Below are 25657 nucleotides of genomic sequence, written 5' to 3' on the forward strand. Positions count from 1 at the left end.
TAGAATCTACGTCATAAATAATAACAATATTTCAGCCAACTTGCAAGAAAAAAGACCGGACAGCGCGAGAATTTTCAATGTACAGTTGCTATTTTTCTGTCATTTCTCAAGTCCTATCTGTCTTTTTCTCCTGTTTCCTGTTTCTTTTGCAGGAAGATACACCCCTCTTTCTTTCCGTAGCCCCGTACCACGTCTTCCGCAAAGGCATGGCAGGTGGGGGCCCCGCAGGCGCCGCAGTCCAGCTGGGGGAATTCCTTTTCCAGTTCCTTCAGCCGGGCCATCTTTTCCAGGGCTTCTCCGAAATCCCGGGCAAGGGGCGGGTGGGGCCGGGGTTCCAGGGGCTTGATGTAGCGCCAGGAATCCGGGAAATCCTCGATGATCCGGCGGCGCTGCATGGCACTTTTCCGGTCCCCATCCTCCCGGCTCCGGCGCCGTTCCACCCGTACCCGCAGGTTCTTGGCCGCCACGTACTTGTTCACCGCCACACAGGGACCGCCGATGCAGCCGCCGGCACAGCTGTAGCAGCAGGCATAGCGCACATCGTTCAGTTTGGCCATGCTGATCTGTTCCAGCAGCTCATCCACTTCCTCCGGCCCCTGGGCCGCCAGGGCATTGGTGACGCCGGTGGACTCCAGCTCTCCCTGCCAGCTGCCCCAGCTCAGGCTGTAGGAAGACCCCAGGGTGGCCTCCGGCACTTCATACCGGGTTTCCTGCACATGCTTGATGGCCTGGGTCAAAGGACCGTAGATGGAGGCGATGGTAAAGGACCCGGTCACCGCCGTATGGGCCACATCCACGGACTGGTGGATATTGGTGCCCTTGGCGGGACAGGGGGAAATGAACCAGATGCCCACCTGTTCCGGGGCCAGCTGAAGCCGTTTCGTGGTTTCCCGCCGGGTGTAGATGGCCGCCGCTTCCGCCGGGGCCAGGATGGGCAGCACCTGCTTCACCAGTTCCGGGTACTTGGTCTGGATCAGCCGGAGCACCGCCGGGCAGGCGGAGGAAATCAGCGGGAATGGCCCCTTGTAATGGGCGATGTACCGTTCCATCTCGTCACTGATGTAATCCCCGGCCAGGGCCACATCGAACACCGTGTCGAATCCCAGTTCCCGGAGTCCCTCCCAGATCACGGAAGCAGCGATGTTCCCGTCGAACTGGGCATAAAAGGAAGGAGTGGCCAGGGCAATGTTCACTTTGTACTTCTTCAGTTCCGTCAGTGGATCCGCCCAGCCTTCCATGGCCCGGGTGGGACAGCAGCGGATGCATTCCCCGCAGTCGATGCACCGGTCGGACAGGATCACCGCCTTCCCGTTCCGCACCCGGATGGCCTGGACCAGACAATCCTTCACGCAGATCAGGCAGCCGGTACAGTGCCGGGTATTGACTCTGACAGAATTGAGATAGGCTTCACTCACCGGTTCTCACCTGCTTTTCCCTCTCTGTCTCAGTGGGCCAGCCGGAACACCAGGGTCACAGTGGTGCCCTTTCCCACCTGGGTATCGATTTTCATGTCATCGGACACTTTCTTCATGTTGGGCAGCCCCATGCCGGCGCCGAACCCCATGGCCCGGATCCTGGCAGAAGCGGTGGACCACCCTTCCTGCATGGCTTTTTCCACATCCGGGATGCCGGGTCCATGGTCCTCTATGGAAATGGTGACCTTCTCCGGATCCAGCCGGGCCCGGATGGTGCCCCCGCCCCCATGGATCAGGCAGTTCATTTCCCCTTCATAAGTACCGATGGCAATCCGCCGGATCAGTTCCGGGGCCAGGCCCAGCTGCTTCAGCAGCCCCTTCAGAGAGGTGGATGCCGCCCCGGCCCGTTCGAAGTCATCCGGAATGACCGTATAGACCTCTTCCATACCGGCCTACTTCCGGTCCTTGTGGGAACAGCCCCGGATCCCCAGTCCATAAAGCCGGCCACAGGCTTCGAACATGGTATACCTTGTGTAGAGCACCGGGATTCCCTTGTCCCGGGCCGCCAGCAGCACTTCCTGTTCCGGATGCTTGTCCCGGACAAAGATCAGGGCTGCCGCGTCGCTCACATCGGCAGTACGCACCACCTGGATGTTCAGGAGCCCGGTAAGCAGGACGAAATCCTCCTTAGCATAGGCCAGCACATCACTCATCATGTCACTGCCGCAGGCCTGGTTCACGGTCCGTCCCAGGGATTCCTGTCCGGAAACCACCTGGGCTTCCAGAACTTCCGCCACTTTTTTCAATGTTACCATTCTGCATTCCTCCTTCATCTTCAAAACAACGCTTCCATCTGTTTCCGTTCCCAGGTATCCCGGTAAGGATCCAGCACCTGGAGGGCCCGGGTGGCATAGGCGCCCACCGTCCCCTCATAATGCCCGGCGATCCCGCTTTCCGGATAATCCTTCTTCAGGAGGGCGATGGCCATGTACACATAGCCCGCCTCCCGGGGATTGTTCATGTTCCCCAGCTTGTGGAGGGCATCATCCAGGAAACGGACGGCCTCCTTCTCCTTTCCTTCCCGCATGGACAGCAGGGCCAGATAGGATTCCACAATGGGATGGCGCCAATAGAACACATACCGGGGAAACAGCTCATAGGCCTGGAGAAAATACTTCCTGGCCCGGGCGAACTGACCCATATTGTAGCAGGTGACCCCCGCATTGCAGGAAAAGACCACCCAGGAGCTGTAGGCTTCCTGATTTTTTGCATACTCCAGGGCTTTGTCGTAATAGTCCAATGCCTCCTGGAATTTCCCTTCTCCCCGGCGGATCTCCCCCAGGTAATTGTAGGCTCCGGCAATGTTCAGGGCATACCGGCGCTGGACATTCTGGGTCACCATGAAGGTGGAAATGGATTCCCTCAGCAGCCGTTCCGCTTCCGGGAAATTCCCCTGCATGATCATGTTGAGACCCTTGAGCCGGAGCAGGATGCCCATTTCCTTGTGGTAATTGCACTCGTCCGCCAGGTTCAGGGCCACTTCCAGATAGTTCTTCATTTCTTCCGTGTTGCCGATCTGGATGTCGTAATAGATCATCTGCTTGTAGCCCATAAGCATGTAGTCCCGGTTGTGGACTTCCGCCGCCTGTTCGATCAGGCTCAGGATGTTCCGGACGCCCTTTTCGTATTCCCCCACCCGGATGTAGTGCCGGCCCATCAGATGGAGATAGTTCATCTCCAGGTCCCGGACTTCCGGGGTTTCCCCGCAGGTCCGCCGGATGGTGTGCATCATCTCGTCCACTTCCGCCAGGAACTGCCCCAGGTTGGATTCGATGTACCGGCTCCGGTCCTCATCCGGCACGATGTCCGCACTGCTGAGCACCGGGAACAGCTCGTTGCTGAAATTCAGGTAATACATGAGGATCTTCAGCTTGTACCGGCCCATGTTCACCAGTTCCCCGGCCTCCTGGTAGTGGTATTCCAGGTGATGGTACAGCCGGATGTCCTGAGGAGAATGGGTCAGCCGCTTTTCCCAGAGCCCGGCAATGTAGCTGTGGAGGATTTTCTGCTTTTCCTGGGAAATCTGCTGGTGGATGTATTCCTTCAGCTTCTGCTGGACGATTTCATAGATCACCTCCGGCTGCTGGGGCACCGGCCGGATGAAGTTGTTCTTCCGGAGCACCTCCAGGTTTTCCAGGGCCTGGAGACTGTTCATATGCATGTATTCCGAGATCATGGCCAGGGGCGCCCCGTCATAGAACAGGGAAATGAAATCCAGGATCTTCTGCTGGTCGTCAGTCAGGGCGAAACAGTTGGATTTGAAGATGTTCCGCATGTTTTCCGTCAGATTGTCCAGACTGCCGGTGGTCTGGAGAGCCTTCAGGCATTCCCGGAGCAGGAACAGGTTCCCTTCCGATTCTTCCAGCAGCCGGTCCACCAGGTGCTCGTCCACGGTCACTGGCAGATCCAGATCCTGGGCAAAGAGCCGGATGGTTTCCCGGTCCAGAGGTGCCAGATCCAGCAGCCGGAGCTTGTGGTACATGGCCAGGGAAGTTTCGAACTTCTGGTAATTTTTTTCCTGGAAAGGCTGGGCCGTCAGCAGGAACAGGAACCGGGAGGATTTCTGGTGGAGGATCAGGCTGCTGAGCAGGGACAGGCTCAGGGGGTCCATCCACTGGATGTCCTCAAAGATGAACAGCAGCTTTCGTTTCTCTGACACGGTTTCCATGGCCGTGTACAGGGTGTGGAAAATGGCGTCGAACTTGAGCAGATCCTTGATCTCCGCCAGGCCCGCTTCCCGGTCCCCGCTCATGTCCATCTGGGGAAACAGTTCAAACAGCCGTCCGGGATCCATATTGGGCACAGAGATCTTTTCCCGGCGGATCAGGTTCCCCAGCCCTTCCACGATCCCGGTCCAGGGCCGGAGCAGGATGTTCTGTTCCGGCTTGAAACAGTTGGTCTGGATCACCGCCACTTCCGGAGGCAGTTCCTCCACCAGGGCATCCTTCAGGATGGTCTTGCCGCTGCCCGCTTCCCCCCGGATCAGCAGGGTCTGGCTGCCGGACCCTGGAGGAACCCTTCCATATGCCGGTTCACCTGCTGAAGTTCCTTTTCCCGGCCGGTCAGGGTTTCCGGCTGCCGGAGGCGGATTCCCTGCTCCTGTTTCTCCAGCTTCTCCTGATGGAGGGTCCGTTTCATCAATTCTTCGATTTCCGGCGGTACATTGCTCTGGAGTTCTTCCCGAAACAGCTTCTTCATTTCTTCGTACAGGTCCACCGCCTGTTTCATGTTCCCCTGTTCGCAGTAGGTCCGGAGCAGCAGGGTATAGATGGATTCATCATAGGGATCATGGGCGATGAGCATCCGCCCGTACCGGGTTACCTTGGCCTGGTTCCGGACCGCCACCGCCTCCTTCAGTTTCTGGAGCAGGGCATCCATGTAAAGGGCTTCCAGCCGGTCCCGTTCCGTCAGATACCAGCTTTCGTATTCCGCCGCGTCCTTGATGAAGAATCCCTGGAGGAAGGCCCCCTGGTACAGATCCAGATTCCGTCCCGGATCCTCCTCAAAAGCCCGGGCATCCACCTCCGTCCGGATGGCCGGATTCACCTTGATGATGGCTTTCCGGGGAGAGATGAACACATCCGGCCCCAGGATCTTCTTGGTTTCGTAAATGGCATTCCGGAGATTCTTCCGGGCAATGGCATCGGGCTTGTCCGCCCACAGTACCCCGCTCAGTTCATCCCGCATCACTGTGCCTTTGACCAGCAGGTAGTACACCAGGGCATTGACTTTATTATAGGGAAAGAAGATTTCCTTTCCGTCCTTCTTGATAACCGGAGCGCCCAACAGCCGCGCTTGGATCAGACTCGTCATGTCTCCACACCTCAACCTTGAAAATTTATGATTCGTTTATCAACTCCTGAAAGGACCCCTCAAATTGTCGCATAATTAATCAGCTCTATTATAGTATAAATTTCCGGTAAAAAAAAGCCGGGGACTGCTGCTTCTGCCACAGTCCCCGTTTTTTCCCTTACCGGACCACAACTTTTCCTTTTTTGATGACTGTTTCCACAATATTGATTCCCGTATGGTAGGGCAGGAATTTGTAGGAAGGATACTGGAGGATCACCAGGTCCGCCTGTTTCCCCGGCTCCAGGGACCCGATCCGGTCCGCCCGGTCCAGAGCCGCCGCCCCGTTCAGGGTCAGGGCTGTGATGGCTTCTTCCGCGGTCATCTTCATATAGATCACCGCCAGGCCGATCATCAGCGGCACCGAGAAGGTGAACCCGCTGCCCGGGTTGAAGTCCGTGGCCAGAGCCACGGCACAGCCGGCGTCGATCATTTCCCGTGCCCGGGCGAATGGTTCCTTCAGACAGAACGCCGTGGTGGGCAGCAGGGTGGATACCACCCCATTGTCCGCCATGGCCCGAATTCCTTCGTCGGAGGCATGGAGCAGATGGTCCGCACTGGTGGCATGGAGTTCTCCCGCCAGTTCCGCACCGCCCAGGCTGACGATTTCGTCAGCGTGGATCTTCAGCTTGAAGCCCATCTTCCGGGCTTCCGTCAGCAGGTGACGGCTCTGTTCGATGGAGAATACCCCTTTTTCACAGAACACATCGCAGAATTCCGCCAGGTGTTTTTCCGCCACTTCCGGCATTACATCCTTCAGCAGGAATTCGATGAAGTCGTCTCCCCGGTCCTTGTATTCCGGCGGTACCGCATGGGCTCCCAGGAAAGTGGAAACCAGTTCGATGGGCTGCTTTTCATTCAGGTCCCGGACCACTTCCATCTGTTTGATTTCCGTGTCGTGGTCCTGGCCATAGCCGCTTTTGGCTTCTACAGTGGTGACCCCCATGGCCAGCATTTTCTTCAGGAAGTCCATGCTGTGGTCCACCAGCTCTTCCCGGCTGGCTTCCCGGGTGGCCTTCATGGTATTCAGGATGCCCCCGCCCCGTTCCATGATTTCCATATAGCTCATGCCGCCCATCCGCCAGAGGAATTCATCGGGCCGGTAGCCCCCGAATACCAGATGGGTGTGGGAATCCACAAAACCCGGCAGCACCGCCTTGCCGGAGGCATCGATCTGTTTGTCCGCCGGTACCAGTTTTTCCCAGTCCGGCTGGTTCCCGATGCTGCGGATCTTTCCGTTTTCAATCAGGATGGACTGGTTCTCATAGATTTTCAGCTGTTTCATTTCCCGGCCGTGCCGGGCGCTTTTCCCTTCCGGGGTTACGATCTGGGCCGCATTTTTGATCAGCAGTCTGTCAACCATACTTTCTTCCTCCGTTTCTGCCAGAAAAGGGTTGCCGCACGTTTCCGTGCAGCAGCCCTTGGGTTTCCTATGATCCCTGTTCCGTCAGTCTTTGATCACATGAGCCTTGGGATAAACCTTGGCCACTGCGTCTTTGATCTGTTTTTCGTCCGTCAGGTACGGCAGGGTGATCTGACCGACCCCGTAACGGGTCTTGTTGAATTCCAGAGCCGTTTCCATGGCATGTTCGTTCCGTGCCCAGGACCGGCGTGCCACACCGCTGATCACATCCCAGCTCAGGGAGCTGCGGATGATTTCATCCACCCGGTGGCTGCCGTCCAGGACCAGCCCGAACCCGCCGTTGATGGCCTTGCCGATGCCCACGCCGCCGCCGTTGTGGAGAGCGCACAGGCTCATGCCTCTGGCTGCGTTCCCGGCGAAGCACTGGACTGCCATGTCAGCCATCACATTGGAGCCGTCCTTGATGTTGGAGGTTTCCCGGAACGGAGAGTCCGTACCGGATACGTCATGATGGTCACGGCCCATCATGACCGGTCCGATTTCTCCCTTGCGGACCAGTTCATTGAATTTCAGGGCGATGTTCACACGGCCCACTTCATCCTGGTACAGGATACGGGCCTGGGTGCCCACCACCAGTTTGTTCTTTTCCGCATCCCGGATCCAGTTGTAGTTGTCCCGATCCTGGTACCGGCGGTTCACGTCGATGCAGCTCATGGCTGCCATATCGGTCTTGTGCAGGTCTTCCGGCTTGCCGGACAGGCATACCCAGCGGAAAGGTCCATAGCCGTAGTCGAACAGCTGGGGTCCCATGATGTCTTCCACGTAGGAAGGCCAGATGAACCCGTCTTTGTCGTCCACGCCGTTCTTGGAGATTTCCTTCACTCCGGAATCGAACACGGCTTTCATGAAGGAGTTGCCGTAATCGAAGAAGTACACGCCCCGGGCGGTAATCTTCTTCAGAGCTTCGAAGTGGGCATGGAGGGTCTTGTCCACCAGTTCACGGAAATGGGCCGGATCTTCCGCCAGCATCCGGGTCCGTTCCTCAAAGGTCAGGCCCTGAGGGCAGTAGCCACCATTGTAGGCATTGTGGCAGGAAGTCTGGTCAGATACCAGATCCACATGGATGTTGTGATCCACGATGTATTCCAGCAGGTCCACGATATTGCCGTGGTATGCGAAGGATTTGCCCTTCTTTTCCGCCATGGATTTCTGGGCCATGGCGATGACTTCCGGCAGGGAATCAGATACGCCGGAGATCCATCCCTGATCCAGACGGGTCTTGATCCGGGAGTAGTCCACTTCTGCCACGATGGCCGTGCAGTTGGCGATTTCCGCCGCTTTGCCCTGGGCACCGCTCATGCCGCCCAGACCGGAGGTGACGAACAGTTTGCCGCCCAGGTCCCCGTCTTCCGGAATCCCCAGTTTCATGCGGCCTGCGTTCAGGATGGTGTTGAAGGTCCCGTGGACGATGCCCTGGGGTCCAATGTACATCCAGCCGCCGGCGGTCATCTGACCATAGTTGGCCACGCCCATTTCTTCGGCGATTTCCCAGTCGTGGAGGTTGTCATATTCCCCGATCATCAGGCCGTTGGTGATGATGACCCGGGGGGCTTCCGGTTTGGAATGGAACAGTCCCAGAGGATGGCCGGATTCCATGACCAGGGTCTGGTCCGGGGTGATTTCTTCCAGGTACCGTTTGATCAGCAGGTACTGCATCCAGTCATGGCACACGCTGCCGGTTTCCCCGTAGGTGACCAGTTCATAGGGGTACAGGGCCACTTCAAAATCCAGGTTGTTGTCGATCATTACCTGGAAGGCCTTGCCTTCAGTGCATTTGCCTTTGTATTCATCAATGGGTTTCCCGTAGATCCGGCCTTCCGGACGGAAACGGTAGCCGTAGATCCGGCCCCGGGTGGTCAGTTCTTCCAAAAATTCCGGGATCAGTTCTTCATGATATTCTTCTGGGATATAGCGCAGGGCGTTTTTCAGAGCAATTTCAGTCTGTGCCGGAGTCAGGCGGAAGCCACGGTCCGGAGCCCGGCGGATGCCTTCCTGGAAAGGTTTCGGTTTGGGCAGCCCGTTGGGGAATTCCAGTTTAATGGTCATGGCTTTTCCGATTTCTTCATTCTTCATCATTGCAATACCACTCCTTTGCGTCATGCTTCGTGCAGGAATCTCATTTCCTCGACTTCATGGCTCCATTGTAAGAGATATTCATCTGAAAAACGTCTAATGACAGCGTCCATAAAAAATAAATTTCAGTTTTTTCCCGGAAATCCTATGGACGTTTTCACGGAATTCCGTCAAAAGAGAATCAAAAAAGGGGGTGTGAATTTTTTCACACCCCCTTTTTGTCAGCGGCCGATGGCAATCAATTTTGCAAATTGATTTTGAATCAGCACAAACCGTAGGGGGCGCAGGCCCGGCGCCCCGCATAACATATGATCAACTGCTGATTTGGCGGGCGGCCGGGCCTGCCGCCCCTACGGGAACGATTGATACAACCATTCCCGTTGTCCAAAGCCAGCTTTGCTGGCTTCCTTCGGCTGTTGTCAGCGCCGGGAAATGTCATTTCCCGGCGCCACCATGTTCCCGGAAATAATGGGGCGAATCCCCCCATTTCCCGAATCCCACCGTATCCCCTACGGAGGCCACCCGGGCGGACAGGCAGTTCCGGCACTGGTCCGGACTGTCTTCCACACAGGGTTTGTTGTCGTAGAGCAGGTAATCGGGCCGGAATTTGGGCAGGGTCACAATGGGCATCAGGATGTTGGCCCCGGCCTTCAGGCCCAGTTCCCGTCCCAGGGGATTCAGGGCCTGGAGGGCGGTGGTGGCGGCAATGTTCACGTCCTTCAGGAACAAGCGGGTCACCGCAATCATGTTCAGTCCCAGGATGAACCGGTGCTGCTGGGCTTCCGGGGTATTTCCCCCTTCCGCCACCACCTGTTTCCCCAGGGGGGTGTTGTGATGGACCACATAGGGCCCCATGCCGATCATGTCGATGTCCATGTCCCGGTAGAACAGAATGTCGTCCGCCAGGTCTTCCAGGGTCTGTCCCGGCAGGCCGATCATCACTCCGGTGCCCACCTGGTATCCCAGTTTCCGGAGAATTTCCAGGCAATGCTTCCGGACGGTCCATTCATGATGGCCGTCCCGGGGATGGAGGGTGGCATACAGCGCCGGATTGCTGGTTTCGATCCGCAGCAGGTACCGGTGGGCCCCCGCCTCCAGCCACCGCCGGTAGGTCTCTTCCGTCTGTTCTCCCAGGCACAGGGTCAGCCCCAGCTTCCCGTCACTGAGCTTCTTGATGTCCCGGATCAGTCCTTCCACAAAGGTGATGAATTCCTCATCCTGCCGTTCCCCGGACTGGAGAGTCAGGGAACCGTACTGGTTGTCCAGGGCCCACCGGGCCATGGACAGGATGTCTTCCCGGGCGGTATCGAACCGTTCCACTTCCTCATTGTCCCGGCGGATGCCGCAGTAGAGGCAGTCTTTGATGCACCGGTTGGAAAATTCCAGGAGCCCCCGGTAATAGGCCACCCGGCCCACCGAAGCGCTTTTCACCTGGTAGGCGGCATCGTACAGAGCTTTCCGGTCTTCCGGATCCGTCAGCCCCAGCAGGGTGACCAGATCCTCCCGGTCCAGATTTTCTTTATGCAGCAGAGTTTGGAGATCCATAGCATTCCTTTCTTCAAATCAGTTTGTGTTTCAGATAGGTCCCCTTCCGGTACCGGGGCACGTAAATCACGGCCCGGACGGCCCAGTCCAAGAACATGGCGATCCAGGCCCCGAACATGCCGCACCGGAGCGGCCCGCACAGGAGGTACGCGCCGCCCACCCGGACCAGCATCATGCTCAGCACCCCCACCACCATGGCGAACCGGGCGTCCCCCGCACTGCGGAAGGTCACCGGCAGGGTAAAGGCCAGGGGCCAGACCAGGGTCTGGAGGGTGCCGTGCCAGAACATGATTTCCCAGACCATGTCCATGGTCTCCTGGGGAAACCGGTAGATCCACAGGATCAGGGGCCAGCCGGCAAAACTCAGCAGGGTCATGGTCAGGTTGGTGCCCATGATGAGGGCGATGATCTTCCGGGTGTAATACCGGCTCTGGGGCACGTTGCCGGCTCCCAGGCACCGGGCCACCACGGCGGTCATCCCCATGTTCATGGCCATCCCTGGCAGCACCTGGAAATTGGTGAACACGGTACCCACCGCATTGGCGGCAATGGCACTGGTGCCAAAAGTGGTGATCACGCTGACCACCACCACTTTTCCCAGCTGGAACAGGCCGTTTTCCACACTGAAGGGGATCCCCACCCGAAGAATCCGCCGGATCAGGTCCCCGTCCAGCCGGACCTTCCGGAGCGGCGGCACCTGGAGCAGGAACCGGGCATGTTCCGCACCGTACAGCACGATCAGGACGGACAGGATCCGGCTGATCAGGGTGGACAGGGCCGTGCCAAAGACTCCCCAGTGGAGGATGTAGATGGCTGTATAGTTGCCGGCGATGTTGAAGATATCCGCCCCCAGCACAATGAGCATGGGGAACTTGGTGTTCCCGGCGGTGCGGAAGATCACACTGCCCGCCTGGAACAGGGCGATGAAGGGGATGGTCATTCCGATGACATCCAGATAGTCACTGGCGCTCCGGAGCACATCCGGGGCAATGTCCCCGTACAGCCGGTGCAGGATGAAGGACCGGCTGCCGTAGAAGATCCCCATGAGCACCAGGGAGATCAGCCCGGCCACCCAGATCAGCTGCCGCCCGGCTTCCCTGGCCCGTTCCTGTTCCCGGTGGCCCAGGTACTGGCCCATGATCACGGAGCCCCCGGTGGCCAGGGCCACGAACACCAGGATCAGCAGCACCATGATGTTGTCGATGAGCGAAATGCCGGATACCGCCGCTTCCCCCAGGGCAGCCGCCATCAGGGAATCGGTGAACCCGGCCAGGACCACCAGGAACTGTTCGATGATGAGCGGCAGGAACAGCCTGAACAGATCCCGGTTGGTGAAAAGGAGCCGTTGGCCCCCAGGAGGGGTCAGAAAACGCTTGAACAATGATACCATAGAACCCTCCTTATGGAAAGGGGGTGCTGCCGGGCAGCACCCCTCTTTATTCTTCTTTCTCTTTGATCAGGCCCCGCTTCTTCTTGCTGGCGTAGACGAAGTAGTAGGGCAGAATCACCAGGCAGCCACCCAGGCCCCAGACCAGCTGCATGGGTTTGGCGTTGGACAGCATCCACAGGCTGGTGACAATGGCAATCACCGGAATGGTGATGCCCCCGGGGATCTTGTAGGTCCGGGGACGGTCCGCCCACTTTTTCCGGAACACGATCACCGCCAGGCAGGTGGGCAGGTACTGGGTGAACCGGGACACGGCGCTGATGGCCGCCAGGGTGGTGAAGCTGCCGCTCCAGGCCAGGGCAATGCTCAGAATGGCAATGACGATACTGGCCACATAGGGAGTCCCCCAGGGAGTCCGTTTGGCCAGGATTTCCGGCAGCATCCCGTCTTCGGACAGGGAGGTGCAGGCCCGGGGCGCAATGAAGGCTTCCGCCATGTTGATGCCCCCCATGGAGAACAGGGTCCCCACCAGGATGATGTAGGCTCCCACCGGTCCCACGATCCGTCCGAAGGCGGTCTGGATGGGTGCCTTGTCGGCGGCCAGGTCCGGTCCCAGGATACCGATGGAAATGGCCACCACCAGCATGTAGATCACGGTCACCAGGAGCATGGTCAGAATGATGCCCCGGGGCAGGTTCTTCTTGGGATCCTTGAAGTCTTCGGCCCCCACCGCAATGGCTTCAAAACCGGTAAAGGCAAAGAACATGGTAATGGCCGCATTGGCAAAGGCTCCTTCTTCCAGGTGAACCGGCACAAAGGGGGTGAAGTTGCTGCCGTTGAGGAAGAAGATCCCCAGGGCAATGAACAGTACCAGGGGTACCAGTTTGGATACGGTCAGGATATTGTTCAGGTATTTGGTGGTCTTGACCCCGGCAATGTTCAGGGCACTGAGCCCCCCGATCAGCACCGCGGCAATGATGTCCTTGGCCTGTTCCCCGGAAAAGGCCGGGAAAGCGGCCCCCAGGGCGGTGGCAAAGCCCACGGCCATGGCGGCCCAGGCGATGATGGTCACCACCAGTTTCAGCACCCCGATCTCATAACCCCAGAAATCTCCGAAGGCGGCTTTGGCATACAGATAAGGCCCCCCGTTCCGGGAAAAGAACCCGGCAGCTTCCGCAAAGCACAGGGCCAGGGCCCCGGCCAGGAAGGCGTCGAACAGCAGGATGCCCAGAGAAGCCGGACCCATCAGGGCATAGGCCCGGTTGGGCAAAAGGAAGATCCCGGTACCGATAATGGAATTGATGCCCAGCAGCACAATGCTGAACAGGCCGAATTTCTCTTTTTTCTCCGTCATGTTATGCTTTCTCTCCTTTGGCTGCTGCAATGAAATCCGTAAAAATGGCTTTGGCCTGGTCATTGTTGATGGACATCATTTCCGGATGGAACTGGTAGGCCATCAGGTAGGTTTCCCCGATGCCTTCCATGATTTCCACGGTGCCGTCCTTGGCCCGTCCGGTGACCTTCAGCCCTTCGCCCACCTGGTGCACAGTCTGGTGGTGATGGGTGTTGGTGACCCACTCCGTCCGGCCCAGGATCCGGGCGGCCCGGCTCCCTGCCTGGATTTCCACCGTATGGGTGGGAGTGGCGGGATCCTGGTTCTGGGAATGCTTCACAAAGGAATTTTTGTCCAGGGACAGGTCCTGGTACAGGGTTCCCCCATGGGCCACATTGATAATCTGGCAGCCCCGGCAGATGCCCATCACCGGGATCCCCCGCTTTTCCGCTTCCGCCAGCAGCAGCTGGTCGAACCGGTCCCGGGCCGGCCACACCGGACCGATCTGCCGGCAGGGTTCTTCCCCGTACAGAAGGGGATACACATCATGGCCCCCGCTGAGCACCAGCCCGTCCACCCGGCTCATGATTTCCCGGGCGGCTTCCTCATCTTCCGTAAAGGGCACCAGGATGGCCACCCCTCCGGCTTCGTTCACGGAACGGATGTAGTCGTCATTCACATAGGAACGGTGGTACCCGGCAAAGGGTCCGTGGTCATCCACCATGTGGCTTCCAGAGACGCCGATCAAAGGTCTTTTCATGGTTGCATCGCTTCTTTCTGTATTGGATTTATTTATGGAACAACTGGTTGGCATAATGGACACTGGCTACGGCATTGGCTCCGTAGAAATCGGCACCGATGGTCCGGGCGTATTCTTCCGTCATCACGGCGCCCCCCACCATCACCCGGCAGTCCGGCAGCGCCTGGCGGAGCTGGCGGATGGTTTCTTCCATGGAACCCACGGTGGTGGTCATGAGGGCACTGAGTCCCACCAGTCTGGCATCATGTTCCCGGGCGGCTTTCACCACTTCTTCCGGGGGCACATCCTTTCCCAGGTCGATGACCTGGTACCCGTAGTTTTCCAGCAGCACTTTCACGATATTCTTGCCGATGTCATGGATATCCCCTTTTACGGTGCAGATCACAATGGGATCTCCTTTTTCCGTACTGGCTCCTTTGGCAATGGACTGCTTCAGGATTTCGAATCCGGCTTTGGCCGCATCGGCGCTGACCAGCAGCTGGGGCAGGAACAGCTTCTTCTTTTCGAACAGGTCCCCCACGATGTTGAGGCCCGGGATCATGGATTCATTGATGATGTCCAGAGCCGGTTTTCCTTCCGCCAGCTGCTTCCGTACCCCGTTTTCCACCTGGCTGGTGAGCCCTTTCACAATGGCCTCTTCCAGAGGATATTCCTTCTGGGGACCTTTGGCCGCCGGTTTGGCGCCCCCCTGGGATTTGGCCACAGCCACCATCTGGGGCGCGTCCGCAAAGTATTCCACATACTTCTTGCAGCCTTCATCCTTGCCGCTGAGGGCTCCGTAGGCAATGTAGGCTCCCATCATGGCTCCGCTGTTGGGATTGATGATCCCGGCGGAAAGCCCCGCCTCCATGGCCAGGGCGAAGAAGGCACTGTTCACCGCATCCCGGCTGGGAAGTCCGAAGGAGATGTTGGACACCCCCATGACGGTCTTGATGTTCCGGGCCTTCAGCTGCCGGATCACTTCCAGGTCGATCCGGGCATTCTGCCCTCCGGTGCTGATGGTCATGGCCAGGGGATCCATCACCATGTCCCTGGCCGGGATCCCGTACTTCCCGGCTTCGGCGATTACCTTGTCCGCCACTTCCAGCCGGCCTTTCGCGGTATCCGCAATGCCTCCCTCGTCCAGGCACAGCCCCACCAGGGCCGCCCCGTACTTTTTGGCCAGGGGCAGCACGTCCGCCATGTTTTCCGCCTTGCCGTTGACGGAATTCAGCAGGGGACGGCCGTTGTAGATCCGCAGGGCCCGTTCCATGGCTTCGATGTTGGAGGTGTCGATCTGGAGCGGGACGGAGGTGATGGACTGGAGGGTGAGGATCACCTTTTCAATCAGGGCCGGTTCATCCACCCCGGGCACCCCCACGTTCACATCCAGTACCTGGGCGCCCTTGTCCAGCTGTTCCAGGGCCAGCTGGCATACATAGTCCATGTTCTGGGACTTCAGGGCCTCCTTCAGCCGGGGTTTCCCGGTGGGATTGATCCGTTCTCCGATGATCACCGGCATCCCTTCAAAATCCACCGCCCTGCCGTAACCGGCAATGGCGCAGGGAGCCCCGGACCGGGGTGCCGGCAGGGGAATGTCCCGGCAGGCTTCGATGAGCCGGGCAATGTGGTCCGGGGTGGTGCCGCAGCAACCTCCCAGCACGGAAACCCCGGCTTCTGCAAAGGGCACCATCAGCGGAGCGTACCCTTCCCCATCGATGTGGAACACGGTCTTCCCGTCCTTCTGGACCGGCAGCCCGGCATTGGGATTGGCCACCAGGGGGATATCCACCGCCTGGAGTGCCTGAGGCACCAGCTTCACCAGGGTGTCAGGACCCTGGCCGCAGTTGAACCCCACCGCAGAAACCCCCAGGGATTCTGCCATCACCAGGGCCGTGGTCACATCCGCCCCGTTCAGCAGCTTCCCATCCTCATCAAAGGTAAAGGTGCACACAATGGGCAGGTCTGCATTTTCCTTGGCTGCCAGGATGGCCGCTTTGGCTTCGTAACTGTCGCTCATGGTTTCGATCAGGATCAGGTCCGCTCCCGCAGCGGCTCCTGCCTTCACCTGGGCGGCGTACAAAGCCACCGCCTCTGCAAAGGGCAGGTCCCCGAAAGGCTGGAGCAGTTTCCCGGTGGGGCCCAGATCCAGGGCCACAAATCCGTCCCGGACTTCTGCAGCAAACGCCGCCCGGGCATTTTCCACCCCGGCCCGGACCAGTTCTTCCACTTCCGGCTGGCCGTGGGCTGCCCCGAACTTCAGCCCGTTGGCTCCGAAGGTATTGGTTTTCAGGATATCCACTCCGGCCCGTACATAGGCCTGGTGGATGGCCCGGACCTTCTCCGGATGGAGCAGGTTCCAGGTTTCCGGCAGTTCTCCCGGCTGCAGGCCGGCTTCCTGGAGCATGGTCCCCATGGCTCCGTCAAAGAACAGTCGTCTGGTATGCAAAGCTTCTGTAAAATTCATGATTCCTCCTGACGAAAAGGACAATCCACATTGCCGCAGGCGGCACATTTGTTTTTCTTCCCGCAGCGGCCCATTTCCGTTTCCCGGGGCTCTTTCCCGCTCCGGTCGATGCCGATCACCGCCGTGACGCTTTTGGTGGGGGCCATGATGCCCCCGGCGGTCAGGGTCAGTCCGATGGTCTTGGGACAGTTGAGGAGACGGAAGATCTTCTGCTGTTCCCCCAGATCCCAGTCCCCGTATCCGGGAGAAAACCGGCTCCGGTACTGCCAGGTGTCCGGCAGGTCCTCTTTCCACAGGATCTCCTGCTGATCCAGGTAGCTTTCGATCAGGGAAGAGGCCACCGCCTGGGCCGCCGCTCCTTCCGCAATGCTCCGGATGCTGATCCGGCGCAGGGCCGTATCCACCCGGGCTCCCAGGGTGGCCCCGAACAGCAGCAGGGCATCACAGCCTTCCAGATGCCGGGCCAGGCCCGAACTGACAAATTCCGTGCCGTTCTCCAAAATCACCCGGCCCTTTTCCCGCTCCGTTCCCTGGATCACCCGGCAGCTCCACTGCTGGAGGATGTTCCGGGGCTGGACTTCGTTGCGCAGCTGGAGAAAGGCCCGGTCCACGGTGACTTTCGCCTGGTCATCCCCCGGCCGAGCCCCGAAATACCGGAGAGCCTCTTTTTCATCAAACTGGATCCGCAGATTCCCCATGGCCCGTCTCCTTTCAGCAGCGGATGATTTCCGACAGATTGCTGCGGATGCCGCCGATGATTTCCGGCTTGTTCATGGTGTAGATATGGATATTGGTAAAGCCGTTGGCGATCAGGTCCACGATCTGGCCAATGGCATAGGCCATACCCGCCTGTTTCAGGGCCGCCGGATGGTCGGCGAACCGTTCCGCCATGGCCCGGAGAGGCGCCGGCACCGGGGTACCGCTGAGGGTGAAGATCTTTTCGATCTGCTTCAGATTGGTCACCGGCATAATCCCGGCCACCACCGGCACCTGGATGCCCTTGGCCAGCAGCCGGTACATGAAGTTGTAGAACATGCTGTTGTCGAAGAACATCTGGGTCACCAGGAAATCGCAGCCGGCTTCCACCTTCATTTTGGTGTGTTCCAGGTCTTCATCCAGCCCGGCGGCTTCCGGATGGCCTTCCGGATAGGTGGCGCCTCCCACACAGAAATCCCCGTAGCTTTTGATTTTTTTCACCAGGTCGCTGGCATGGGCATAATCTCCCAGAGGATGGTCCTGGCCCTGGGGCAGGTCGCCCCGGAGCGCCAGTACATTTTCCACATGGGCATCTTTCAGCTGGTCCAATACTCCTTCGATTTTCCCTTCATCGGCTCCCACACAGGTGAGATGGGCCAGGGCCGGCACCCCGCACCGTTCGATTTCGGACACCAGGGCCACACTTTTGCCCACAGCCGTCCCGCCGGCTCCATAGGTGACACTCATGTAATCCACTCCCTGGATGGCAATGGTCCGGACGATTTCCTGGGCATGTTCCAGTTCACTGCCCTTTTTGGGCGGGAACAGTTCGCAGGATACGCAGACCTTGGGACTCTTTAACAGGTCTATGATTTTCAAAGAAGCTACCCCCTCATGCAAAAGCAAAAGTATATCGTTTCATTTTACCCCAGAAAGGACTGAAAAAGCAAAGCCTTTTTCCGTTCCGGCCGCCCTATTTCTCTTTCTTTCCCCGGATCCAGTCCCGAAGCCGGACCAACCCCTGTTCCAGCCGGACAATGTCCGGTTCCGTGGAAAGAGCCACCCGGAGATAGGCCTGGAGCCCCCGTTTGCCGCAAAGGAACCGGTCCGAATGATAGACCCGGATCCCCTGCTGCTGGAGGTCCTGCTCCACTTCCGCCCCGCTGCGGGTATCCGGAATGGGCAGCCACCGGTAGAAGCTGAGGGGATGGCCCTGGCCTTCCAGTTCCGGGAAATACCGGAAAAACAGCCGGTTCCGTTCGGCCGCCAGTTCCTGTTTTTTCCGTACCATGGCGGTAGCGGTACCGGTGAGGATCAGTTCCGTAATGATTTCTCCATCCAGGGAAGAAGTCTTCACATTCACATTGAACAGGGCCTGGAGCAGGGGCTCCCGGAACCGGTCCGGGAAAACCAGGTAGGCCACCCGGAGCCCGGCGCACAAAGGTTTGGAGGTGCCGCTCACATACAGGCTCTGTTCCGGAACCAGCCGGGCCAGGGGGCCCTGGTAATCGGCTACGGTGCCGGCGGTGAAGAAGGCGTGGATGTCATCCTCCACCAGGATCAGCTGTTCCTTCCGGATCACCTGGGCCAGGGCCTGTTTCCGCCGTTCCGAGATCATCCGGGTGGTGGGATTGCAGCAGCTGGGCATCAGGAATACACCCTTCAGGGCGTTGAGCCGGTGCTGCCGTTCCAGGAGATCCGCCCGCATTCCCTCTTCATCACTGCCAATGGCCACCAGCTGGAGATGGTGGAGCCGGGCCAGCTCGATGAAATTGGCATAGGTATAGGTATCCACCCCGATCCGGTCCCCCGGGTCGAAGAGGGCCAGCAGCGCCAGGGCCAGGCCGTTCTGGGTGCCGGATACCAGCACCAGATGGTCCGGGTCCGTTTCCAGCCCGATGTTCTTCAGCCAGTTGACTCCGGCCGCCTTCTGATGGGGCATGCCGGTGGGACAGGCGTAATCCAGCAGCCGGGGAAAAGTCTTCCGCCCGGCGATTTCCCGGGCCAGATTCCGGATCTGATCCGGCAGCACCTGGAAGGGATTCTCGAACCCCAGATCGATCAGCGCCGGCCGGGCCGCTTCCGTGGAAATGGTCACGGACCGGGCCGCACTGGACGACACAAAAGTGCCGCTGCCGGTAACCGCCTGGAGCAGGCCCTTCAGTTCGCACAGCTTGTAAGCCCGGGTCACCGTGGTGAAATTGATGCCCAGGAACCGGGCCAGTTCCCGCTGGGGAGGCAGACGGGTGCCCGGAGCCAGGGTACCGGAAGCAATGGCTTCCTTCAGCTGCCGGGCCAGGGACAGATAGATGGGACGGGTAAGGGTTTCCCGGTCCGGTTTCCAGGATAGCGGATAGGTAAGAAATGAATTGACGGCCATAAATACCTCCTGCAATTGTATTCCATACAATTATACTGATTATTGTATGGAATATCAATCATTTTGTTGGCTTTTTTCCCTGTTTCCCTTCTTTTTTCTGGTTTTATGAAAAGAATACCGGGATTGTTTTTTCAAACAATTTTGTAATGCATACATTTTCCTGATTGATTGTACGTATTTTCCATGATATGCTGATGGTGCAAATGATACGAATTGGAGGTACCGTCATGAAGCCAAGCTCTCTTTCCCTTTCCCGTCCCTGCATCGCCAGCCTGCCTTCCCTTGTCCGGGACCGGCGGATCCAGGCCCTGCGCTGTGCCTTTCCCCATACTCTGCCCATCCTGGCCGGCTTCCTGTTCCTGGGGCTCACCTATGGAATCTGGATGCATGCTGCCGGGTTCCCCTTCTGGTACCCCATGTTCATGAGTCTCCTGATTTTTTCCGGTTCCGTGGAATTCGTCCTGGTAAACCTGATGGTGGGAGTCTTCGATCCCGCCCAGGTCTTCCTGGTGAGCCTGATGATCAATGCCCGGCATCTATTCTACGGTCTGTCCATGCTGGACCGGTACAAGGGCACCGGCTGGAAAAAGCTCTACCTGATTTTCGGGCTCTGCGATGAAACCTTTTCCATCAACTATACCGCCCGGATCCCGGAAAATGTGGACCGTGGCTGGTTCCTGTTCTTCATCACCTTCCTGGACCATATGTACTGGTTCATCGGTGCCACCCTGGGCGGCCTGTTCGGTGGCTGTCTACGGTTCGACACCCGGGGGCTGGGGTTCGTCCTGACCGCCATGTTCGTGGTGATTTTCCTGGAACAGTGGCTGAAGGAAGACAGCCATGTAAGCTCCCTTTTGGGACTGGGGATTGCCCTGGTGATGCTGAACCTGACCGGCTCGCAGCACTTCCTGCTGCCGTCCCTGGGGGCCATCCTGGCCGTCCTGCTGCTGCTTCAGAAGAACCTGGAACAGAAAGGAGCCCGGCCATGAGCTTCTTCCAGCATCTTGCCATCCTGTTCCTGGCCATCATCAGCACCCAGCTGACCCGGTTCCTGCCCTTCCTGCTGTTCCCGGCAGGGAAACCCACCCCGGCCCGGGTCCGGTACCTGGGCACGGTGCTGCCATCGGCAGTATTCGGTCTCCTGGTGATCTACTGCCTCAAGGACGTTTCCTTCACCACTGGTACCCACGGACTTCCGGAACTGCTGTCCATGGGCGTGGTGATCCTGCTCCACCTGTGGAAGCGCCAGTTTCTCCTCTCCATGGCCGGAGGGACTCTGTGCTATATGGTGATGGTGCAGATGGGGGCCTTTACCTGAATGAAGGCCCCCATCGTGGTCAGTTGTCAATGGTCAATTGCCGAATGATAAAATTTGCAAGCAAATTTTTAATTAACAGTAAAAAATATAATTATTGCCATATCAGACACAATATGGATTTTGCATAATAAAAGAACCCGTCCATTCAGGCGGGTTCTTTCCTTTGGCCATTGACATTTAACCATTGACAGACCAACTTCACTCCGCCTCAAACAGCGGCAGATTGGCCAGGACGGTGATGTCCTTCCGTCCCATGGAGTCTCCTTCGGCCAGGATGGCCATTTTTCCGTTCACCGTGCCTCCGGCTTTGGCCACCAGTTCTTCCAGGGCCTTCATGGAGCCTCCGGTGCTGATCACATCGTCCACCAGGGTCACTTTGTGGCCCCGGACCCGGTCGATGTCCTCATCCTGGAGGCAGAGCATCTGCTTGCCCTGGGTGGTGATGGATTCATCCTCCACAATCAGGGGATGTTCCATATAGGCCTTGATGGATTTCCGGGCCACGATGTACCGGGGCATGCCCAGGATCCGGGCCATGGCCTGGACCAGGGGAATCCCCTTGGTCTCTGCCGCCATCAGGATGTCCGTCCCCTCCGGCACCTTTTTGGCCAGCTCTGCCGCGGTCTTTTCCACGATTTCCGTATCCCCCAGGATCACGAATCCGGCAATGGCCAGGGTATCCGAAATATTGATTACCGGCAGGGACCGTTTCACCCCTGCCACTTCCAGTTCATAAAAGCGCTTTGCCACCTTGGCACCCTCCCCATTTTACTTTTCGATGCCTGTTTATCCACAGGCGGGATCCCCGCTGGTACACGGTTTTCTCCCGTTCAGGCTTCGGTTATCCACACTATCCACAGCACAGATGTTCATAAGTGGATAACTCTGTGCATAACTTACAGATCGTTGGTCATACGGGGCGGCATGCTCCATTCCACCAGCACCCCGGTATTCACCCACAGCCGGGTAAGCGCCTGCTGGCAGTCTTCCCAGCTTTTCCGGGGATCCACGGTGATTTCCCCGAAATGGTAGGTGCATTCGTCCGTAGGGACTTCCAGTTTCCGGGGCTGGTTCAAAAAGTCCCGTACTTTCTGGGCCGCTGCTTCCCCATCCGGAATGAAAACCGTCATTTCATGGGTTTCTTCGTTGTAATCCAGATATCCATAATGTCCATTGTAGTTTAAGGTAACACTTTGCACTGCCATTTCTCGCACCGCACCTCTCTTTATGATAAGCCATTATATCACAAAAACGGTGCCGCCGTCATTCTTCCCTGCGGACCATGGGCTTCAGCCGCTGTTCCATGGGCATGGATTTTTTGGGCGCATGGGATTTGGCCCGCTGCATCATGGCCGCCTGGACGCTGATCCGCTTCCGGCCGTGGGGATAGGCCCGGCGCCAGGTCCCGTTGGCCAGCATGCCATGGGCTCCCACATTGTCCTTCAGGCACAGGTCCAGGAATTCCTTCACCCGGTCGATATGGGCCTTCCGTTCCACCGGGAACAGCAGTTCCACCCGGTCGTTCAGGTTCCGGGGCATCATGTCCGCACTGGACAGGTACAATTCCTCATTGCCGTTGTTGGCAAAATAGTACACCCGGCTGTGTTCCAGGAACCGCCCGATGATGGACCGGACGGTGATGTTTTCGCTGACCCCTTTGATCCCGGGCCGCAGGCCGCAGATGCCCCGGACGATCAGGTCGATTTTCACCCCGGCCTGGGACGCTTCGTAGAACTTCCGGATCACCGGCTGGTCGATGAGGGAATTCATCTTGGCGGCAATGTACCCGGTGCCCCCGGCTTTCACATGGGCGATTTCCCGGTCCACCAGTTCGTAGATCTTTTCCCGGAGGCCGATGGGAGCCATCACCAGCTTGTTGAACACCGGCGGTTCAGAATAACCGCTGAGCACATTGAAGAAGGCGGAAGCATCCTGGCCGTACTGGTCGTTGGCGGTGAGCAGCCCCAGGTCCGTGTACAGCTTGGCGGTCTTGTCGTTGTAGTTCCCGGTGCCCAGATGCACATACCGTTTGATCCCGTCCGCTTCCTTCCGAACGATCAGGATGATCTTGGAATGGGTCTTCAGTCCCATGAGCCCGTAGATCACGTGACAGCCGGCCTTTTCCAGCCGCCGGGCCCAGACGATGTTGTTTTCTTCGTCGAACCGGGCTTTCAGTTCCACCAGGGCAGTCACCTGCTTGCCGTTTTCCGCCGCCCGGGCCAGGGCCGCCACCAGGGGAGAATTGCCGCTGACCCGGTACAGGGTCTGTTTGATGGCCAGCACCTGGGGGTCTTCCGCCGCTTCCGACACCAGCTTCACAATGGGGTCGAAGCTTTCATAGGGATGATGGAGCAGGATGTCATGTTCCCGGATCTTCCCGAACAGATCCTCATAATCCGGCAGTTCTTCCGGCTGCTGTCCGGTGTAGGGAGTGAACTTCCACTGGTCCATCCCCGGCTGGTCGATGAATTTGTTCAGGAAGGTCAGATCCAGAGGCCCCTGGATTTCATATACATCCCGGGGTTCCAGATCCAGATTCTCCACCAGGAAATCCTTCAGGTACTTGTCATCGGTGGCGTTGATTTCCAGCCGCACCGCAGCCCCCCGCTTCCGTTTCCGCAGGGACCGTTCGATTTCCTTCATCAGATCCCGGGTGGCGTCTTCCTCCACTTCCAGGTCGCTGTCCCGGGTGATCCGGAAGGAAACCATGTCCACGATGGTGAGCCCTTTGAAAAGGTCCTGGCAGTGTTCCATGATCAGGTCTTCCAGGAACACATAGGACCGTTCCCCATCCCGGCCCATCAGGGAAATGAACCGGGGCAGCACCGAAGGCACCTGAACGAAGGCGATTTTCTGTTCTCCCTTCTGGTCCCGGAGCTCCACGGCAATGTTCAGGGATTTGTTGGCCAGGAAGGGGAAGGGACGGGCCGCATCCACCGCCATGGGTGTCAGCACCGGAAAGACCATTTCCTGGTAGTAGTTTTCCAGTTCTCTCCGCTGGTCCGGTTCCACGTCCTTCACCCGGGAAAACCGGATGGCATATTTTTCCAGTTCATTGACCAGAGCAAAGAAGTACCGGTACTTCAGCTTCATCTGGTTGTGGGCGGACAGGGCGATGTTCCGCAGCTGGTCCTCTACATTCAGGCCTGCCGCATCCACATGGTCCACTCCTGCCGCTTTCTGTTCGATCAGCCCGGCCACCCGGACCATGAAGAATTCATCCAGGTTGGACGCAGAAATAGCCACGAACCGCAGCCGCTCCAGCAGGGGCAGGTTCCGCACTCCGGCCTCCCGCAGTACCCGCAGGTTGAATTTCAGCCAGCTCAGTTCCCGGTTCACGTAATATTCTGGTTTGTTCAGATCGATTTTCATCATTTCTCCTCTGCTTTCTCCAAAACCGGCCGCAGGCCGAATACTTCTTCAAAGAAACCGCTCCGTTTGCTGAAGATCCACTCTTCCAGGGACAGGTTTTCCCGGCTTTTGGCCCGGACCCGCAGTTCGTTGCCCCGGATGGCCACTTTGCAGTCCCTGATCTTCTGCCGGCCGCTGATGTCCAGGGAATCCGCCAGCCGCAAAATGCCGGCCAGTTTGGCCACCAGAGGCGGGATCCCGCTGCCAAAATCTTTGGGCTCGCTGCCGTTCAGTTCCGGCCGTTCCAGAGTATACAGATAGGAAATCTGTGCGATGGTGTGGCACTGTTCCTCACTGAACCCCAGCAGGTCCGCGCTGTCGATCAGATAGTAGTTGTACCGGTCGTAGGTCCGCATGGACGCGTATTTCCCGATATTGTGCAGATAGGCTGCCGCCCGGAGCAGGATCTTATCTTCCTCATCCAGTCCCTGGGAAGGAGCCAGAGCATCAAACAGCCGGCAGCTCATGGTTTCCACCCAGGCTGCATGGGGGGCATCGTAATGGAACCGGTTCCCGATGCTCCGGACCAGGCTCATCTGGATATCCAGCATCTCTTCCAGGAATTTCCGGTCCAGCTGCCGGGCGATGTAGAGGATCTTCATCCCGTCCACAAACCGGTCCACGGGCATCTGGATCTTTTCCGCCCGGGACATTTCCATCAGCAGCTGGCAAAGGGTCACAGCCGGCAGGGCCACTTCCGTTTCTTCCGGATTCAGGCGGAACAGCTTTTCCAGCTGGCTTTCCTTCAGCCGGTGGATCCGGTGGTAAAATTCTTCCACTTCCCCGGCCGAAAAGGAAATGTTTTCCTTCCGGTCCCGCTCCTTCCCGAACAGATCCAGCAGCACCTGGCTTTCCGTCCCGGTAAGCACCAGCATGCCGATGGTTTCATCGGCCAGTTCTTCCGCCACCACGCCGATCCGGTCCTGGAGATATTCCTTCAGGGCCTGTTCGAAATGGATGCTGGACCGCTCATTCCGGGTGAACTGTTCCTTCAGCCGGACCAGCCCCACATGGAGGTTCTGCTGGAACTTCACTTCCCGGTCCTTCACATAGGTGAGCCCCAGGCCACCGGAGGAAATATCCGCCAGCAGCACCCCTTCCCGGGGCAGGGGCATGTTTCCGTGGGTCTCCAGGGTCCGCAGCAGGGATGCCATCTTGGTGTAGATTTCCCGGGACATGTTCACCACTTCGATCTGGAACCCGGTTTTCACCAGCACCTGGTCCAGGAAATACTGCCGGTTTTCCGCTTCCCGGACAGCAGTGGTGGCCTGGAGGATATAGGATTTGATTCCGTATTCCCGCATCACCTGCCGGTAGCCTTTCAGGATTTCCACAATCTGGAGCATGGTTCCAAAAGAAATTTTCCGGGTCTGGAAGGTTTCTTCTCCCAGCCGGACCCTGCTGCGCAGTTCCGTAATGATCCGGATGTCATCCAGACCGGTATATTCCATCAGCTGCATGGTGATGTTCTCTGACCCCAGATGGATCACCGCTGCAGACCGCAATTTTTTCCTGGCCATAAATACCTCCTTGCCCCGGGTATAACTCTGTTTCTCCTACC

General features: G+C 58.2%; 21 protein-coding genes. 2 read left to right on the forward strand and 19 right to left on the reverse strand.

Translation table 11 applies throughout. The features are described from left to right. Positions 1–113 precede the first annotated feature (113 nt). The 15 genes from ACFER_RS09410 to ACFER_RS09475 all read right to left on the reverse strand — a co-directional run bounded on the left by ACFER_RS09410 (position 114) and on the right by ACFER_RS09475 (position 19367). On the reverse strand, positions 114–1415 hold the full coding sequence (locus ACFER_RS09410) for a [Fe-Fe] hydrogenase large subunit C-terminal domain-containing protein (RefSeq protein WP_012939176.1): 1302 nt from the start codon (positions 1413–1415) through the stop codon (positions 114–116). 29 nt (positions 1416–1444) lie between these two features. Further along, a complete protein-coding gene (locus ACFER_RS11605) occupies positions 1445–1861 on the reverse strand; it encodes an ATP-binding protein (protein WP_012939177.1) in 417 nt (138 codons plus the stop codon). A gap of 6 nt (positions 1862–1867) precedes the next feature. After that, positions 1868–2230, reverse strand: a complete 363-nt coding sequence (locus tag ACFER_RS11610) for a DRTGG domain-containing protein (RefSeq protein WP_012939178.1) — start codon at positions 2228–2230, stop codon at positions 1868–1870. A gap of 20 nt (positions 2231–2250) precedes the next feature. Then, entirely contained in the window at positions 2251–4464 is a 2214-nt protein-coding gene (locus tag ACFER_RS09425) for an ATP-binding protein (RefSeq protein ID WP_227898361.1), read from the reverse strand. After that, entirely contained in the window at positions 4458–5288 is an 831-nt protein-coding gene (locus ACFER_RS11885; protein ID WP_012939180.1) for an AfsR/SARP family transcriptional regulator, read from the reverse strand. Before ACFER_RS11885 ends, ACFER_RS09425 begins: the two co-directional genes overlap by 7 nt. Positions 5289–5445: 157 nt before the next feature. Further along, positions 5446–6687 carry an imidazolonepropionase gene (gene hutI, locus ACFER_RS09430; RefSeq protein ID WP_012939181.1) on the reverse strand — a complete coding sequence of 414 codons (1242 nt, stop codon included), beginning with the start codon at positions 6685–6687 and terminating at the stop codon, positions 5446–5448. A gap of 84 nt (positions 6688–6771) precedes the next feature. Beyond that, positions 6772–8820, reverse strand: a complete 2049-nt coding sequence (locus tag ACFER_RS09435) for a urocanate hydratase (RefSeq protein WP_218125717.1) — start codon at positions 8818–8820, stop codon at positions 6772–6774. 435 nt (positions 8821–9255) lie between these two features. Then, positions 9256–10365, reverse strand: a complete 1110-nt coding sequence (gene hydE, locus ACFER_RS09440) for a [FeFe] hydrogenase H-cluster radical SAM maturase HydE (RefSeq protein ID WP_012939183.1) — start codon at positions 10363–10365, stop codon at positions 9256–9258. A 13-nt stretch (positions 10366–10378) separates the two neighbouring features. Beyond that, positions 10379–11755: an MATE family efflux transporter gene (locus ACFER_RS09445; protein WP_012939184.1), complete on the reverse strand. Its 1377-nt coding sequence runs from the start codon at positions 11753–11755 to the stop codon at positions 10379–10381. Between the two features lie 46 nt (positions 11756–11801). Next, positions 11802–13106 (reverse strand): APC family permease, encoded by a 1305-nt coding sequence (locus ACFER_RS09450; RefSeq protein ID WP_012939185.1) that lies wholly within the window; start codon positions 13104–13106, stop codon positions 11802–11804. 1 nt (position 13107) lies between these two features. Further along, the gene (locus ACFER_RS09455) at positions 13108–13845 is read right to left on the reverse strand and encodes a gamma-glutamyl-gamma-aminobutyrate hydrolase family protein (RefSeq protein ID WP_041666262.1); all 738 of its coding nucleotides are present in this window, start codon (positions 13843–13845) and stop codon (positions 13108–13110) included. Positions 13846–13873: 28 nt separating this feature from the next. Beyond that, complete coding sequence (locus tag ACFER_RS09460; RefSeq protein WP_012939187.1) at positions 13874–16291, reverse strand: homocysteine S-methyltransferase family protein; 2418 nt, start codon at positions 16289–16291, stop codon at positions 13874–13876. Then, entirely contained in the window at positions 16288–16989 is a 702-nt protein-coding gene (locus ACFER_RS09465) for a vitamin B12 dependent-methionine synthase activation domain-containing protein (protein ID WP_012939188.1), read from the reverse strand. Before ACFER_RS09465 ends, ACFER_RS09460 begins: the two co-directional genes overlap by 4 nt. A gap of 13 nt (positions 16990–17002) precedes the next feature. Next, on the reverse strand, positions 17003–17866 hold the full coding sequence (locus tag ACFER_RS09470; RefSeq protein WP_012939189.1) for a methylenetetrahydrofolate reductase: 864 nt from the start codon (positions 17864–17866) through the stop codon (positions 17003–17005). Positions 17867–17960: 94 nt separating this feature from the next. Then, a complete protein-coding gene (locus ACFER_RS09475) occupies positions 17961–19367 on the reverse strand; it encodes an aminotransferase-like domain-containing protein (RefSeq protein WP_012939190.1) in 1407 nt (468 codons plus the stop codon). Positions 19368–19594: 227 nt separating this feature from the next. On the opposite strand from ACFER_RS09475, the gene ACFER_RS09480 reads away from it, so the two are divergent. Together ACFER_RS09480 and ACFER_RS09485 are read left to right on the forward strand one after the other, a co-directional pair. After that, complete coding sequence (locus ACFER_RS09480; protein ID WP_012939191.1) at positions 19595–20356, forward strand: AzlC family ABC transporter permease; 762 nt, start codon at positions 19595–19597, stop codon at positions 20354–20356. Next, positions 20353–20685 (forward strand): branched-chain amino acid transporter permease, encoded by a 333-nt coding sequence (locus ACFER_RS09485; RefSeq protein ID WP_012939192.1) that lies wholly within the window; start codon positions 20353–20355, stop codon positions 20683–20685. Before ACFER_RS09480 ends, ACFER_RS09485 begins: the two co-directional genes overlap by 4 nt. 198 nt (positions 20686–20883) lie before the next feature. Here the strand turns inward: ACFER_RS09485 and ACFER_RS09490 are convergent, their stop codons facing one another. From ACFER_RS09490 to ACFER_RS09505, 4 genes are all read right to left on the reverse strand, one after another. Next, entirely contained in the window at positions 20884–21435 is a 552-nt protein-coding gene (locus ACFER_RS09490; RefSeq protein ID WP_012939193.1) for a phosphoribosyltransferase family protein, read from the reverse strand. A 146-nt stretch (positions 21436–21581) separates the two neighbouring features. Continuing rightward, on the reverse strand, positions 21582–21890 hold the full coding sequence (locus ACFER_RS09495) for a hypothetical protein (RefSeq protein WP_012939194.1): 309 nt from the start codon (positions 21888–21890) through the stop codon (positions 21582–21584). Positions 21891–21948: 58 nt separating this feature from the next. Then, positions 21949–24057 carry an RNA degradosome polyphosphate kinase gene (locus ACFER_RS09500; RefSeq protein WP_012939195.1) on the reverse strand — a complete coding sequence of 703 codons (2109 nt, stop codon included), beginning with the start codon at positions 24055–24057 and terminating at the stop codon, positions 21949–21951. Then, on the reverse strand, positions 24057–25616 hold the full coding sequence (locus tag ACFER_RS09505; RefSeq protein ID WP_012939196.1) for a Ppx/GppA phosphatase family protein: 1560 nt from the start codon (positions 25614–25616) through the stop codon (positions 24057–24059). The genes ACFER_RS09500 and ACFER_RS09505 overlap by 1 nt, the downstream gene beginning before the upstream one ends. Positions 25617–25657 lie beyond the last annotated feature (41 nt).

The organism is Acidaminococcus fermentans DSM 20731, assembly GCF_000025305.1.
Classification (GTDB): Bacteria; Bacillota; Negativicutes; order Acidaminococcales; family Acidaminococcaceae; genus Acidaminococcus; species Acidaminococcus fermentans.

Excerpts from the sequence above, each read along its gene's own strand:
- ACFER_RS11605 (WP_012939177.1), bottom strand. The coding sequence starts at position 1,861 with ATGGAAGAGGTCTATACGGTCATTCCGGATGACTTCGAACGGGCCGGG.
- ACFER_RS11610 (WP_012939178.1), bottom strand. The coding sequence starts at position 2,230 with ATGGTAACATTGAAAAAAGTGGCGGAAGTTCTGGAAGCCCAGGTGGTT.
- ACFER_RS11885 (WP_012939180.1), bottom strand. The coding sequence starts at position 5,288 with ATGACGAGTCTGATCCAAGCGCGGCTGTTGGGCGCTCCGGTTATCAAG.
- hutI (WP_012939181.1), bottom strand. The coding sequence starts at position 6,687 with ATGGTTGACAGACTGCTGATCAAAAATGCGGCCCAGATCGTAACCCCG.
- ACFER_RS09435 (WP_218125717.1), bottom strand. The coding sequence starts at position 8,820 with ATGAAGAATGAAGAAATCGGAAAAGCCATGACCATTAAACTGGAATTC.
- hydE (WP_012939183.1), bottom strand. The coding sequence starts at position 10,365 with ATGGATCTCCAAACTCTGCTGCATAAAGAAAATCTGGACCGGGAGGAT.
- ACFER_RS09445 (WP_012939184.1), bottom strand. The coding sequence starts at position 11,755 with ATGGTATCATTGTTCAAGCGTTTTCTGACCCCTCCTGGGGGCCAACGG.
- ACFER_RS09450 (WP_012939185.1), bottom strand. The coding sequence starts at position 13,106 with ATGACGGAGAAAAAAGAGAAATTCGGCCTGTTCAGCATTGTGCTGCTG.
- ACFER_RS09455 (WP_041666262.1), bottom strand. The coding sequence starts at position 13,845 with ATGAAAAGACCTTTGATCGGCGTCTCTGGAAGCCACATGGTGGATGAC.
- ACFER_RS09460 (WP_012939187.1), bottom strand. The coding sequence starts at position 16,291 with ATGAATTTTACAGAAGCTTTGCATACCAGACGACTGTTCTTTGACGGA.
- ACFER_RS09465 (WP_012939188.1), bottom strand. The coding sequence starts at position 16,989 with ATGGGGAATCTGCGGATCCAGTTTGATGAAAAAGAGGCTCTCCGGTAT.
- ACFER_RS09475 (WP_012939190.1), bottom strand. The coding sequence starts at position 19,367 with ATGGCCGTCAATTCATTTCTTACCTATCCGCTATCCTGGAAACCGGAC.
- ACFER_RS09480 (WP_012939191.1), top strand. The coding sequence starts at position 19,595 with ATGAAGCCAAGCTCTCTTTCCCTTTCCCGTCCCTGCATCGCCAGCCTG.
- ACFER_RS09485 (WP_012939192.1), top strand. The coding sequence starts at position 20,353 with ATGAGCTTCTTCCAGCATCTTGCCATCCTGTTCCTGGCCATCATCAGC.
- ACFER_RS09495 (WP_012939194.1), bottom strand. The coding sequence starts at position 21,890 with ATGGCAGTGCAAAGTGTTACCTTAAACTACAATGGACATTATGGATAT.
- ACFER_RS09500 (WP_012939195.1), bottom strand. The coding sequence starts at position 24,057 with ATGAAAATCGATCTGAACAAACCAGAATATTACGTGAACCGGGAACTG.
- ACFER_RS09505 (WP_012939196.1), bottom strand. The coding sequence starts at position 25,616 with ATGGCCAGGAAAAAATTGCGGTCTGCAGCGGTGATCCATCTGGGGTCA.